The sequence below is a fragment of the Candidatus Nitrotoga fabula genome (assembly GCF_905221025.1).
In the GTDB taxonomy this organism is placed as follows: Bacteria; Pseudomonadota; Gammaproteobacteria; order Burkholderiales; family Gallionellaceae; genus Nitrotoga; species Nitrotoga fabula.
Window position 1 is genome coordinate 1 of the sequence record NZ_CAJNBL010000026.1, and the last position, 13,140, is coordinate 13,140.

At 44.9% G+C, this 13,140-nt stretch carries 11 protein-coding genes and 1 pseudogene; 2 read left to right on the forward strand and 10 right to left on the reverse strand.

Annotation, left to right across the window (positions count from 1 at the left end; all coding sequences use genetic code 11):
• Positions 1-79: 79 nt before the first annotated feature.
• From KJA68_RS06585 to KJA68_RS06600, 4 genes are all read right to left on the reverse strand, one after another.
• On the reverse strand, positions 80-829 hold the full coding sequence (locus tag KJA68_RS06585) for a GNAT family N-acetyltransferase (RefSeq protein ID WP_213036152.1): 750 nt from the start codon (positions 827-829) through the stop codon (positions 80-82).
• Between the two features lie 21 nt (positions 830-850).
• On the reverse strand, positions 851-1,081 hold the full coding sequence (locus KJA68_RS06590) for a hypothetical protein (protein ID WP_213036153.1): 231 nt from the start codon (positions 1,079-1,081) through the stop codon (positions 851-853).
• 560 nt (positions 1,082-1,641) lie between these two features.
• Positions 1,642-3,135 carry an OprO/OprP family phosphate-selective porin gene (locus KJA68_RS06595; protein WP_213036154.1) on the reverse strand — a complete coding sequence of 498 codons (1,494 nt, stop codon included), beginning with the start codon at positions 3,133-3,135 and terminating at the stop codon, positions 1,642-1,644.
• Positions 3,136-3,694: 559 nt separating this feature from the next.
• The gene (locus KJA68_RS06600; RefSeq protein ID WP_213036155.1) at positions 3,695-5,212 is read right to left on the reverse strand and encodes an alkaline phosphatase PhoX; all 1,518 of its coding nucleotides are present in this window, start codon (positions 5,210-5,212) and stop codon (positions 3,695-3,697) included.
• A 379-nt stretch (positions 5,213-5,591) separates the two neighbouring features.
• Here KJA68_RS06600 and KJA68_RS06605 point away from each other — a divergent pair, with 379 nt between their 5' ends.
• Complete coding sequence (locus KJA68_RS06605) at positions 5,592-6,803, forward strand: MFS transporter (RefSeq protein ID WP_213036156.1); 1,212 nt, start codon at positions 5,592-5,594, stop codon at positions 6,801-6,803.
• A 463-nt stretch (positions 6,804-7,266) separates the two neighbouring features.
• On the opposite strand, the pseudogene KJA68_RS06610 reads toward KJA68_RS06605, so the two are convergent.
• The 3 genes and pseudogenes from KJA68_RS06610 to KJA68_RS06620 form a co-directional block, all read right to left on the reverse strand.
• Positions 7,267-7,404: pseudogene (locus KJA68_RS06610) on the reverse strand (IS5/IS1182 family transposase); the annotation flags it as partial.
• Between the two features lie 116 nt (positions 7,405-7,520).
• Positions 7,521-8,210: a carbonic anhydrase family protein gene (locus KJA68_RS06615; protein ID WP_213036157.1), complete on the reverse strand. Its 690-nt coding sequence runs from the start codon at positions 8,208-8,210 to the stop codon at positions 7,521-7,523.
• A 109-nt stretch (positions 8,211-8,319) separates the two neighbouring features.
• Positions 8,320-9,807: an alkaline phosphatase PhoX gene (locus tag KJA68_RS06620; RefSeq protein WP_213036158.1), complete on the reverse strand. Its 1,488-nt coding sequence runs from the start codon at positions 9,805-9,807 to the stop codon at positions 8,320-8,322.
• Positions 9,808-10,165: 358 nt separating this feature from the next.
• Here KJA68_RS06620 and KJA68_RS06625 point away from each other — a divergent pair, with 358 nt between their 5' ends.
• Positions 10,166-10,342 carry a hypothetical protein gene (locus KJA68_RS06625; RefSeq protein ID WP_213036159.1) on the forward strand — a complete coding sequence of 59 codons (177 nt, stop codon included), beginning with the start codon at positions 10,166-10,168 and terminating at the stop codon, positions 10,340-10,342.
• 319 nt (positions 10,343-10,661) lie between these two features.
• Here KJA68_RS06625 and KJA68_RS06630 read toward each other — a convergent pair whose 3' ends face one another.
• The 3 genes from KJA68_RS06630 to KJA68_RS06640 form a co-directional block, all read right to left on the reverse strand.
• Positions 10,662-11,423: an ABC transporter permease gene (locus KJA68_RS06630; protein WP_213036160.1), complete on the reverse strand. Its 762-nt coding sequence runs from the start codon at positions 11,421-11,423 to the stop codon at positions 10,662-10,664.
• On the reverse strand, positions 11,420-12,367 hold the full coding sequence (locus tag KJA68_RS06635; protein ID WP_213036161.1) for an ABC transporter ATP-binding protein: 948 nt from the start codon (positions 12,365-12,367) through the stop codon (positions 11,420-11,422). The genes KJA68_RS06630 and KJA68_RS06635 overlap by 4 nt, the downstream gene beginning before the upstream one ends.
• Positions 12,368-12,474: 107 nt before the next feature.
• Positions 12,475-12,861, reverse strand: a complete 387-nt coding sequence (locus KJA68_RS06640; RefSeq protein ID WP_246487095.1) for a phage holin family protein — start codon at positions 12,859-12,861, stop codon at positions 12,475-12,477.
• Positions 12,862-13,140 lie beyond the last annotated feature (279 nt).

Below are 13,140 nucleotides of genomic sequence, written 5' to 3' on the forward strand. Positions count from 1 at the left end.
GAACAGCCGGGTGGGAAGGTTCATAACGATCTCCGAAATTAAAATTGAAATTAAAAAATGCAACTATTTCGCCTTTACCTCATCCACCTCGATGAGGTAAAGGCAGCAACATAAACAGGTCAGCCGTATTAAAATGAGAGTTCCATGCCGGTGCGCCGCAAACAAATGCCCCCTGACGCAGGAAATACTTTATTAATGGTGGGATGCTGACATCCGTCAAATGCTTCGAAGAACCCAGTCGGTTCAATGAGCCCAACGGCAGCGGAAAATGTGGAAATACCCGATACTCAGGAGGTGCGGCATATTGCTGGCGTATCTTGCAATATACGCTGGCGGCATAATGTCCTCCATCCCCCATGCTGAGATTGACACACCCAATCAGATATTGATGGCTATGGCCAGTCATATAATGATTCAAGCCATTCCATAATTCAGTAATGGTTGCCCGATCCCGATAGCGATAATGGGAGCAGAAAAGGCTTACCTCCGCCATACGTGTGCGTATCAAAGCCAGCCGGGACAAATCAAAATCTGTCTCTGTGAAATAGCTGCCCCGGGCTTGTGCCTGTTCGGGCGGTAAAATACGACAGGTGCTGACCATCTTGTTATCGTTATTATTGCGGACCAACAAATGCTCGCAATAGTAGTCAAACTGATCATAGTCCAATATGTCGTGCGCACCATGCCAGCTTGCGCCCATTTCTTCGCAGAATACCTGGTACCGCAAGCGCTGCACCTCTTCCAGTTCTGTTCCGGTTCTGGCCAGGCTGACGGTAAATTTGAGCTGGGTTTGCTGGGATTTCTGTGCTTGCAGGTTCAAATTCAGCATGATAACTCTCTCCCGGTAGCGCTACAGTGGTCTCATCCAGTCACGAAGCGTGACAGGTAACAGTCGTTCATAAAAGCGGTTTAGCATGTCGCGGTCTATGTCTTCCCGGGTATGCCCCAAGCTGGTGACCATATCGAATGCAACCATCTGATATCTGATCCGATGGGATGGCTTCTTCACTTCAGCATTAATAGCCGCTGATAAAGCCTGTAAACTAGTTGATGATACAGATTGCCGGTTCAAGTCCAACATGATCCTCTCCTGTAAAAACACGCTGCCAGAATAACGGCAGAATGTTTCAGGAAAATTACCAGAAAATTAATTATTTATTAAATTTGACCATCAGTTGTATCGGGAAATGTGGAAAACAGATTCTCTTGAAGATTACCTGGGGCTAGCCTTGAATTTTTGCCAAGAGGCACAAAGCACAGACTATCCATTACCCACTACTTACCTACTACAGCAAAAAGGTTATCGCCAAGAATTTATTTCGAGCAAAACAAAAAACGGCAACGATAAACGTTGCCGCTAAAATTTTTACATGCGGCTATTTTTCGCAATGCCCTTGACCGCATATTTTCGACATTGCCTTAAATATCCCAGTACAACATCCAGCATTGAATATATTTCAAAATTGTCTGAACAGAAAGTTAATGGAAACCTTGATTCAGAAAAAATTAATTAATAATCTGAGTGTTATATGTCATCCCCCACATAACTTAATATCGGGTGACTGTCAGGTAAACTTAAACCATGCTGCATGCCACTGCATATCAATTAACTGAGTATATTTTCATTCTAAATTGTTATATTTAATATGCCCATTGCGTACGGAGAGTAATCACATCCACATCGCCTGGCTGACCGCCATTTAATGCTTTCACAGGAGAACCTACAATATCAAAGTTTCTGCTGTAATCTGCCATCAGCCGCACGTTTTGATTCAAATACCAGTTTAAAGCCAATGTCGCTCTTTTCTGACTGCCCCCATGAATATTCCGGTCACTCAAATCGTTCTGGTCATACCGAAATGCCAGTTCCCAAGCACCCCAACCAGATTTTCCCAGCTGAAATCTGGTTCCAGGTTTCAGACGCTTAAATTCTCCATCCGAACCTTTATAAGTACGGGACTCACCTGTCAAGGTCCATCCTGCCTGTACATAAAAAGCGTCAAAATCCAGTGAAGGCAGGCCATAATCACGCTTGATAGTTGTTTTTACATATTCACCTTGTAATGAGAAGGGACCATGCATAGCCGCCAGTTCCAATCCAAACATGTTGGCATTATGGATATCTGAAATATTGCCTGTATCGGTTAATTTCAGGTTGGACATGTGGGTGGTTTCATAACCGAAACTTGGACTGTTGTCGTTTAGTTCCCCTTTTCCATTTGTTGAACGGTAACCGGCAAACCCGCCAAGATGAATCACATCATCCTTGGTATTGATTGGCGCAATAGTCCAGCGTGTGGTAGCGCCAAAGCCTTCGTCAGCTTTACCGGAACCTTTATTACTATTGCTCCTGTTGGATTTCATCGAATCGCCATAAAACCCTAATTGCCCGGACCAGTCTTTATCTGATGTCTTGAAGTGCAAGCCGATAGCACGGTCAAACAGGGGACCCGTCAAGGAATTGACGAGCGAGCGCTCAGTAAACATAATGTCATTGGAACTCTCCTGCAATTCCATGCTGATACTCTGCTTCTGGTGACCAACCGTAATTTCACCAAATTTCCAGCCAGTGTAATTCAGAAATAGATCTTTCATTCCTACTTCATTATCGGCAAAGTCAGCTTCTGTCTGAAAATTGAAGTCATTCCACAGCTTGCCTCTAAAATCAATACGTGCACGGCGAATTTCCGTGCCATCGTGAGCTTCTAAAGGTTCGCCGCTTTTCTGAAATTTATCATTGTCATGCCAGGTAGCATCTGCATGCAGGCGACCGCCAATATTAAACTTAAACTGGCCATCTTCCGATTCAAAACCGACTCCATTTTGACCCAATTTGACCTTTGCATTATCAGCGTCAGCTGCAGAAGCCTGTTTTACAATAGAAGACTGTACCCTTGCATTATCAGACCCTGCTGCAGAAGATTTTTGTGCTGTAACTGGTTGAAATACCCCCATTTTTACTCGATTCTGGCCTGGCTCTGAGAATATCTGCTTAGTGTTCTGATCAACATAAATCTCGAGATTTTGTGTATTTTCTGTAGCGAAAGCATGGGCAGGTAACGTACACAACAATGGAACGGCCACCGCAATTAGCTTCTTCGTGAAAACATCGGCATTCGGTAGGTTTTTTTTCATGGTATTTTTCATCGGCTCTAAGCTAAATAATTAAACATCGTAAATGAAGCTTGCCTTCGGTGAGATTTGAGCGAATCCGCTGAACTAACGGAGACCGAACTAACGACACCGCGGCAAGCCCCTGCTTTTACTCATTCATTATGAGCATGCCCAGGATTATCCATGCCGAGTATTACAGGAATATTAAAATGATCAGGATTATGGAAATTAATTTGATTGGACACAGTCTCCCTTTATCGTTGGATAGACATGCCCTATAGAGTTAGCAAATAAAAAAAGGGAATGATTCCTGTTTCAATCAGGAAAGATCGGGCTTTCTCCAGGTTCATGGTATGAACGTGTTCTTGTAGATATACCCGTGCATCTTGCTTCAAATCTGAAGCTTATTTGATATAAATAATCAACTACCGTATTTTGGGCTTTTCGACATACGCACTTAAGCAATTAGCCCAAAGATGGTAGGGTTAATTTTCAATCTAAATTTCTGATCAATGCATTGAAAACATGCTCCCGGATAAAGAACCGCAAGCTGCATCAATTTGAGATGGAAAAAACTTATTTATCCGCCATTAATTTTAAATCCGGTAATTTTGATGATGTCATCGGTGTGATAGTCATCCACCTCGGGCATATTGTCATCACGGGAATGCTGGAGCGAAACATAGGCTGTAGTCCCATCCGCAGAGAATATGAAACCCGTTAGTTCCGCTGTTGGGTCTTTTACAGAAAGCATCTTGACGCATCCGTCTGACTTAATATCGCGATCCGTTCCATCTGGCAGGCAGGCAAATATATCGCCATTTTTATGGTCTTCAATCACGTACAAATTGCCCGTCTTTGGTTGAAATTCAAGGTTGTCAAAGGAGTTGAAATCGTCATCTCCCTCTATAAATCTGCTTACATCAACAATGCGATTATTTATTTTTGTATCTAGTGGATTATCGTCCACAGCGCACATTACTTCAGCAAAGTTAAATGCAATTTCGTTGCCAGTGTTAGCCCAGCAAAAACGGATTGCATTGGGATTGAGAGAATCAACGTAGGTCAAATCCTGATGCAAATCTTCTGGACGATAATAGCCAGTCGCACCATTTGCATGCGCTTCGGCTCTCGCGTTAGCTGGATTAACAATTGGCATCCAGGCTGCATTGCCAATTTCACATCCCTGGCCATATTGTTGCTTGTCGCTCGCGCATGAAACCTGCAGCGCATAAACGGTTCCCGAAGCTAACGGGGAACTGCCCAAGTCGCTGACTGGCAGATTTCCAACACGGGCTTTTTGTGGCACAAATTTAAATATGGTTCCGCCATCTTCATCTGCCCCTTCACTTTCAACGGCACCTGGCTGGGCAGTGCCCGGACGCAGTTCTTCTCCAGCGATTACCACACCGGATGGCAGAACTGCCAATCCTTCCCAAGCCATGGTCGGCAGTGCAGTGCGTTTGGCGATGTGAACTGGATCAGTCGTAACCCCTGCCGCTCGGTTCGTGACCGATTGATTAAGGACATTCAAGGGATCCATGATTTCATATGCTCCCCCGTCGATTCTTTCTTCCACAGCAAGAATGGTATTCCATGGGGTCGTACGGATACCGCCACAGCCATCCATGCCACGCAAGATTGTCGAAACTTCTCCGGATACCAGGTTAATACGCTGTATGGACGGATTGAGTTTTCCTCCGCTTAGTTCCTGCCTATTTCCTTGCACGCAGGCAATCAAATGCGTGGGATTTTCTAACGGAAAGAAGGCCATCATGTCCGTCCTTTCTGCGGCATTACGGGTCAAGTATTGCACCTGCAGACCGTCCGCTGCCAGAACCTGGTCCATGGCTTGCTGTGCTGGACTACGATAGGCTTCGTCCTTCGATAATTCCGGTGCGGACTGATTTAGTGGCTGACCAAAGCCGAACAATATTTCAGACTGCATTTTCAGCATTTGCTCTACCGTTGCACCAAAATCCTTCTCTTTGGCCAAATTATCAGGATTATCTGCAGCTACTGCAATCAATATAGAGTTAGCAAAAAACACTGAAGTCAGGGCAATTGCAAATGTGGAAAACGAAGGTATATGACTCATGGTGAAATTCTAATATTCCTTAAACTGACCATTAAAAAATGTGAATGCAATTTATTTAAATTGCTACCACTGATCCATTTTAATCACAGTTTGTTACAGAAATATTAAACTCATACCCTGGAACGAATAATCAGGTGAATCCTAAGAAAATTCCGGATTTAAACTTCAAGATCTATTTTTCCTTAACAGGTACTTAATTCTTGAAATCGACGTTTGCCTTTAACAAAAACTTAACATTCAGCTACCGATTAATGTTGGAAAATATGAAATCATGTTTATGCATAATGGTTTCGTTGCATTTTTTGTGTTAACGAAAAATCAATCAATAGAAATACCTACAATATGAAAAATAGCAAGCAAGAATTTAAACAGGACCTATATGCATGACGCGAATTTACCAGATGAAAATTTAAATAAGGGATCTAAAATTCACCCTGACGTCCTGAAACTTGGTCTCGCAAGTTTCTTGACTGATTTAGGTTCCGAGATGATTTTTTCTGTATTTGCAGTTTACTTCACAATGATTGCGGGTGCCTCTGCTACTTTGCTGTGGGCAATTGAGGGATTTGCAGACTTGTTGGCTTCCTCGTTGAATTATTTTGCTGGCTGGTTATCCGACAGGAGTGGGAAACGAAAAGTTTTCGCCATTGCCGGACATGGAATTTCTGCCTTAGCTAAGATTATTCTGCTGTTTACCAGTTCAATTATAGGTCTCAGCATTTTTCGCATTATCGAACGTCTTGGTAAAAGCTTCCGTGGGCCACCACGAGACGCGTGGCTTTCTTCTGTAGCCAATATGGGCACAAGAGGCTATTCGTTCGGCGTTCACAAAGCAATGGATAAAACCGGTGCCATACTCGGACCATTGATAGCGTACAGCCTATTTTCATGGCTGGGCGAAAAGGAATCAACATATGAGATTCTTTTCATGATTGCTCTTGTACCTGCTTTTCTTGGTGTTGTAATTCTTAGCCTGGTAAAGGACAAACCCGGTGTCCCAATACCCCAAGAAAAAATAACTCAAACATGGAGTTTTATCAGCCTGGAATTTAAACGTTATCTCATTGTCGCTTCGATATTTTCTTTCGCCTACTTCAGCTTTAGTTTTTTATTATTACGTGCCTATAACATAGGTTTCTCAATCAAGGATATTGTATTGCTTTATGTCCTATTTAATATTTCCTGTGTCATCGCATCGCCACTGATCGGCAAATTGGGCGATCGATTGGGTCGTGCGTATATGATATTACTTGGCTACCTGATATATCTATTTATTTGCCTTGGATTTGCCTTCGCAACTACGCAATGGCAAATAATAGTTCTGTTTGTATTTTTTGGTATTTTTTATGGAATTGACGAAGCGCAAAGCAAGGCATTTGTTGTCGATCTTGAGCTGGATAGACGTGGCACAGCGATTGGACTGTTCAATTTCATAACTGGGATTATCCGTCTTCCTGCATCCATAATCGCAGGTGCATTGTGGTTAATACACCCGGATAATTCATTTCTTTTTGGTGCATTTCTGGCCTTTTTTGCATTATTAGCATTTTTATACCTTAGACCGGATCATAAGAAAATTGAAGTAAAATGACTATAATGCCCTTATTGACCTGTGTGATTAAATATGTCCTGAATAAGCATCAATTAAGCGTTCTGAATTTTTCTAAAATGCGGATTTTCCGGAGACTCCCTACCCTTTCGGGAGAATCACACCCATGATGACAGTAACGCTTTCCTGACCAAGCAAAAATTTCCCAGCGCAAACAACATGAACCAGTGCGCAGCATTCTTTTCCATGCCACTACAGCGCACCCTGATACAGCCAAACTGACGCTTCAACATCCTGATGCGGATACTCACGCATTGTGTGAAATTGCCTTATCACAATGATTAAATCCATAAGTCCAGACATCAGACAGCTGATTAAATTTGCTCATTAAAAGCACGCGCTCGTTCAACTTCTCCAGACATCAATTCGACAAATTTTGACATGCCAGATTCCTTAACGGGGATACCAACGACGATACGCGGCAAACTGCTCTAATGACCCACTCAATGTGCGCCTTCATGCCGAAGTACCATTGGTTGCCTATATTGATCTGTATCATCTCCGGATCACGTTTTCCCTTCCGGTTCCTGCTAAAAAGCGGAGCTGCAATTAGCATCGCATCAACGGTGGCACTCTGCCTAATTGGCTTTTGCGGCGTGAACTTTCAATATTCAAAATAATGTCCCACTATGCAGATCAGCATAGTGGGACATCACGCATACTTAACGCTCTGCTCTAAGAAACGACCAGTTAAGACTGTCACATATAATTTACCACGCCCACTAACCCGCCTGGCTCATTCCTGGAACAATCCAGAATCTCAGGGCGCTGATAAAACTCGATCATCCCCGTCTGGATTTCGTACATGCCGCCCACAATCGCAATCTGGTAATTTTCCAGCATCTCCCGCAGGACTGCGCTCCGATGTTTGATGTTGGCAATCGTCTGAAATACATTGGCCCTTGCAACATTTTCTACAAATTCTGAATTCTTGGAATTGCGATTGGTGGCGGGCTCACGAACCCGCGCCACGGCAGGTTTGAGTTTGCCAATCAAGCCGGTAAGATTGCCCAATGTAATGTTATCGCATGCCCCCTTGATCGCGCCGCAGCGGCTATGGCCCAGCACAACGATTATTTTTGCTCCGCTGATTTTGCAGGCAAATTCCATGCTGCCCAAAATATCGTCATTTACGATATTCCCTGCTATCCGGATACTGAAAAGGTCACCCAGGCCCTGGTCAAAGATCAATTCCGCAGACGTCCTGGAGTCTACGCAACTTAACACCACGGCAAACGGATATTGTTCTTCCGAGGTTTCATTCAGCTGTTGTAGCAGATTGCGGTTGACTTTAAGGTTATTCGCAAAGCGAATATTTCCTTCCTTTAAAATCTGAAATGCCATTTCCGGGGTAAGAGAAGCTTGGGTTTCCTTGGTATGCGCTTTCATTTGGTTTCCTCTGATTCATTTTTTCAATCCACACATCCGGTCAGTTATGGGCAATTTGTGCAGAAACAAAAGACCGCAAACTGCGGTCTTCTGAACAGGGCATATCGATTTATTTTTTAATCTTGAACCCCGTGATCCTGATAACGTCATCGGTGTGATAATCATCCACCTTGGTCATGTTTCCATCATTCGAATGCTGGATTGAAACATATGCAGTAGTACCATCCCCTGTGAAAATAAAACCTGTTGGTTCCGCACTGGAATCTTTCACGGAAAGCATCTTCACGCACCCGTCAGTCTTGATGTCACGATCCTTACCATCTGGCAGGCAGGCAAAAATATCGCCATTTTCATGATCCTCAATCACATACAGATTGCCGGTTTTTGGCTGGAATTCAAGATTATCAAAGGAATTGAAATCTGCATCTCCCTCAACAAACCGGTTTACATCGATCTGGCGGGCTGGCTTTGCTTCATCTTCTGCAGGATTGTCATCCACCCCACAAATCACCTCACCAAAATTAAACGCTCCTTCATTGCCAGTATTGGCCCAACAGAACCGGACAGACTCCGGATTGATGGGGTCTGCATAGGATAAATCCTGATGCAGATCTTCCGGGCGATAATAGCCGGTCGCGCCATTTGCATTCGCTTCCGCCCTGGCCTGGCCTGGATCAATGATCGGTATCCAGTCTGCATTGCCAATTTCACATCCCTGGCCGAACTGCTGCTTATTGTTCACGCATGAAACCTGCAAGGCATAAACCGTACCCGCAGTAAGTGGAGAACTGGCCAGGTCGTTGATTGGCTGGTTTCCTATGCGCACCGTCTGCGGAACAAACTTGAAAATTGCACCGCCATCCGCATCATTGCCCGTACCTGTAGGAGTACCCGGGCGCAATTCATCGCCAGCAATTACCACCCCGGACGAAAGAATTTCCAGCCCTTCCCAAGCCATGGTAGGAAGTGCAGTGCGCTTGGCAATATGCGCTGGGTCGGTCGTTGTTCCTGCACCACGATCCAGGACCGTTTGATTTACAACATTCAGCGGGTCAATGATTTCGTACGCTCCGCCCTGATCGTCTTCTTCGGTAGCCAGAATGGTATTCCAGGGAGTAGTGCGAATACCGTCGCAACTATCCAGGCCACGCAAGATCGTTTTCACTTCTCCTGATGTGAGATGGATGCTCTGGATGGATGGGTTGAATTTTCCTCCGCCCAAATCCTGACGTCCCCCCTCGACGCAGGTAATCAAGTGCGTAGGATTGTCCAACGGGTAAAACGCCATCATGTCTGTTTTATCTGCGGCATTGCGTGTCAGGTACGTTGCATTAAGACCATCGGCAACCAAAACCTGGTCGATTGCCTGCTGAGCTGGAGAACGGTAGGCCCCTGTTGTTTCCGGCGCAGACTGGATGAGCGGCTGATTAAAGCCGAAAAGCGTTTCAGATTGTGCATTCAGCAATTGTTCTACCGTGACACCAAAATCCTTCTTTTTACCTGGATTTTCCCCTGCTTCTGCAACCAGAAATGATGTAGTAAAGAAAGCAGATGCAAGGGCAAGAGCAAGTGCGGTTCGTGAAGGCGTATAGTTCATTTGAATGACTCCTGGCAAAATATTTAATAAATCGGTTAGCTGTCCAACCTCAACATCCATGAAACTTTCTGAAGTCAAACTGCAGGGCCAGTGTAATCAGCGAATATGACAGCAAAATTAATAAAATATGACAGTACGATTAATTTTGAAGGTTTTAGAAAAAATGCGAAATTTCATTTATAATGAAATAGGGAACTTGCCTCATTGCAACAAGCAGTAGCATTCTATGAAATGCAGAAGGAGACAAAACCTGGACAGGTTTCCCTTGTTCGTTGATGTCCATCGATATCCATTGATTTGATTCTCCGGATATCCCGGATCCAGGAATATAATCGTATTATTGATAAATGGAGTGCATATGTTAACTGCAAAAAATACATCGGTATTAGCACCATACGGATCCATGAAACTCATCAGCCTGGCAACAAAGGTAGGAAATGGAAAAGTTCATTTGCCTTTATTGGCGCCATATGGTTCCGTGAAATTTATTCCACTGGCTACCAAGCAAGCCAAGGTTCCATCACCTATTAAATAGGCATTGGAAATGCCATTCTGCATGAATTGGGCCAGTTGAACATTCCAGAACTCAACTGGCCTGTGCTGAGTCGCCCCGGGTTGAACGGAGGCTCCATTTCTTGCGAGGATGAACCAATGAAAAAACCAAATCGATATCCCCGGATGGCAGGCTGAATGCAGGTGCACGATTCCGGACTCCGGTAAGGTCTGAGGTCAGCTGAATTAGGAAAGAGTTGCAATTACCCGATACACGGCAGAAAACCTTCCCTACCGGAAAATCGTCAGCCCGAATACAGGCATCGAAGCGCAAACCGCCATGCCCATACTATACTATTGGCCTAATTTCTAATCTTATACCCGGTCTTGAATACCCACCAGACAAACGTCAGGCAGAGCACAAGAAAACCAGAGGTCATACCGAGGCTCAAGGCAACATCCACTTCGGCCATACCATAAAAACTCCAGCGAAAGCCACTGATCAGATACACTACTGGGTTGAACAAGGTAATCTCCTGCCACAAAGGAGGCAGCATATGAATCGAATAGAATGCGCCCCCCAGAAAAGTCAACGGAGTAGCGATCAACATCGGCACGACTTGCAGCTTCTGGAAGCTATCGGCCCACAGGCCGATAATGAAGCCAAACAGACTGAAAGTCACTGCTGTGAGCAGCAAAAAAGCAATCATCCATCCAGGATGAACGATCTCATAGGGCACGAAAATACGGGCGGTACCCATAATGAGCAGACCTAGCATCACAGACTTGGTCGCTGCAGCCCCCACATAACCGATCAGCACTTCAATCCACGAAACCGGCGCCGAGAGCAGTTCGTAAATTGTCCCAGCCCACTTGGGCATGTAAATGCCGAACGAGGCGTTCGAAATGCTTTCATTCAGCAAATTGAGCATGATCAGGCCGGGAATGATGAAAGCGCCGTAACTGATGTTGTCAATTTGTCCCATACGCGAACCGATGGCCTTGCCAAAAACGATAAAATATAGCGAAGTGGTCAATACCGGCGCGATGATACTTTGCGACAGCGTGCGAAATGTGCGCGCCATTTCAAAACGGTAAATGGCGCGAATGCCATAAAGATTCATGCCGCTTCCCCCCTGGATTGTTGAATCAAACTGACGAAAATGTCCTCCAGCGAACTTTCACTTGAGCGAAGATCCTTGAAGTCAATGCCGTGTTCTCCCAGCGTGCGCAACAGCTCTGGAATACCCGTCTCATCTTCCTGAGTATTGTAACGATAATCCACAGTATGCCCGCCTTCGGCAAGTATTAACGACCAGCTTTCCAGACCGGCAGGAAGGCTGTTGATGGGATGTCGCAAGGTCAGTGTAAGCTGTTTTTTGCCAAGCTTGCGCATCAGCACTTCCTTGTCTTCCACCACAATCAGCTCTCCCTTGTTAATAACACCGATGCGGTCTGCCATGTCTTCGGCTTCTTCAATGTAATGCGTAGTCAGAATGATGGTGGTACCCTGTGCTCGAAGTTCGCGCACCATACGCCACATGTCATGCCGCAATTCAACATCCACGCCGGCACTCGGCTCATCAAGAAACAGGATCAATGGTTCATGCGCAAGAGCCTTGGCGATCAGCACCCGGCGTTTCATTCCGCCCGATAGCGTCATGACTTTTGCGTCCCGTTTGTCCCATAGCGTTAAATCGCGCAGCACTTTTTCCAGATAAGGTGCATTGGGCGCCTTACCAAACAGGCCCCGGCTAAAATTGACAGTAGCCCAGACTGTCTCGAACGCGTCGGTATGCAGTTCCTGGGGTACCAGGCCAATGGCAGCCCGCGCAGCACGAAAATCTTTTACGATATCCTGCCCGTCGACAGTGATGGTTCCGGAACTGGCATTGACAATACCGCAAATGATGCTGATAAGAGTCGTCTTGCCTGCACCATTTGGCCCGAGCAGGGCAAATATCTCGCCACGCGCTATCTCCAGATGAATATTTTTTAACGCAAGAAAACCACCCGCATAGGTTTTGTTGACACCATGCGCAAAAATGATGGGGCTATTCTGATCCACAACCATAGTTACATCAGAAGGATCAGAAAATGACTGGGCATGATTGCAAATATCCGCTGAGCTTTCATATCATGATTTTTTACAAACAATAACGACTCAACCCTATTTTACAGGTACACCCTGTCATGCACTGGAAAGGTCACCGGATTGTCCCCCGCCTGAAATATGAACAATCCAACAAAAAAACTGAGAACGGCCATAAAAATACTCGCGAAAAATGCAGTCCAAAAGCCGGATACCTTGAATCCTGGGACAATGGATGATACCAGCAAGATCATCAGCGCATTAATCACCAGCAGAAAAAAACCGAAAGTAATCAACGTAAGTGGAATGGTCAGCACAATCACGATGGGTCTGACAATAGCATTGGCGAAACCCAGCAACAACGCCGATACCAATATGGATTGCTTGCTGGAAAAAGAAATCCCGTGAAACAGGAAACTCGCAACCCATAAGGAAAGTGCAGTGATGCTCCAGTGAACTAGGAATTCCATTAGGTTGTTCATCATAATCCGGGTGTCCACCCCACTGCATTATTTTTTAACATTACCATGTTAATCCGCCGCCATAATTTTCCAGTATAAATTCATATTGATATATTTAATTTCAACATGATATTTTCAGTTTGCTGAAAATGAATACTCAAAGCGGTAATGATTGAACGCCATTTCACGCAGCTGCTGGGGAGTGCTTCTTGCACCTTAAACAGTGGGGAGACATTGTGGCCCGTGATGCTAAAAATACTTCTTTTATTCCGGTCACCGTGCAAACTC

Bases quoted from the DNA above. Each gene is read 5' to 3' on its own strand.
- KJA68_RS06585 (WP_213036152.1), bottom strand. From the start codon at position 829: ATGCTGAATTTGAACCTGCAAGCACAGAAATCCCAGCAAACCCAGCTC.
- KJA68_RS06590 (WP_213036153.1), bottom strand. From the start codon at position 1,081: ATGTTGGACTTGAACCGGCAATCTGTATCATCAACTAGTTTACAGGCT.
- KJA68_RS06595 (WP_213036154.1), bottom strand. From the start codon at position 3,135: ATGAAAAAAAACCTACCGAATGCCGATGTTTTCACGAAGAAGCTAATT.
- KJA68_RS06600 (WP_213036155.1), bottom strand. From the start codon at position 5,212: ATGAGTCATATACCTTCGTTTTCCACATTTGCAATTGCCCTGACTTCA.
- KJA68_RS06605 (WP_213036156.1), top strand. From the start codon at position 5,592: ATGCATGACGCGAATTTACCAGATGAAAATTTAAATAAGGGATCTAAA.
- KJA68_RS06615 (WP_213036157.1), bottom strand. From the start codon at position 8,210: ATGAAAGCGCATACCAAGGAAACCCAAGCTTCTCTTACCCCGGAAATG.
- KJA68_RS06620 (WP_213036158.1), bottom strand. From the start codon at position 9,807: ATGAACTATACGCCTTCACGAACCGCACTTGCTCTTGCCCTTGCATCT.
- KJA68_RS06625 (WP_213036159.1), top strand. From the start codon at position 10,166: ATGTTAACTGCAAAAAATACATCGGTATTAGCACCATACGGATCCATG.
- KJA68_RS06630 (WP_213036160.1), bottom strand. From the start codon at position 11,423: ATGAATCTTTATGGCATTCGCGCCATTTACCGTTTTGAAATGGCGCGC.
- KJA68_RS06640 (WP_246487095.1), bottom strand. From the start codon at position 12,861: ATGGAATTCCTAGTTCACTGGAGCATCACTGCACTTTCCTTATGGGTT.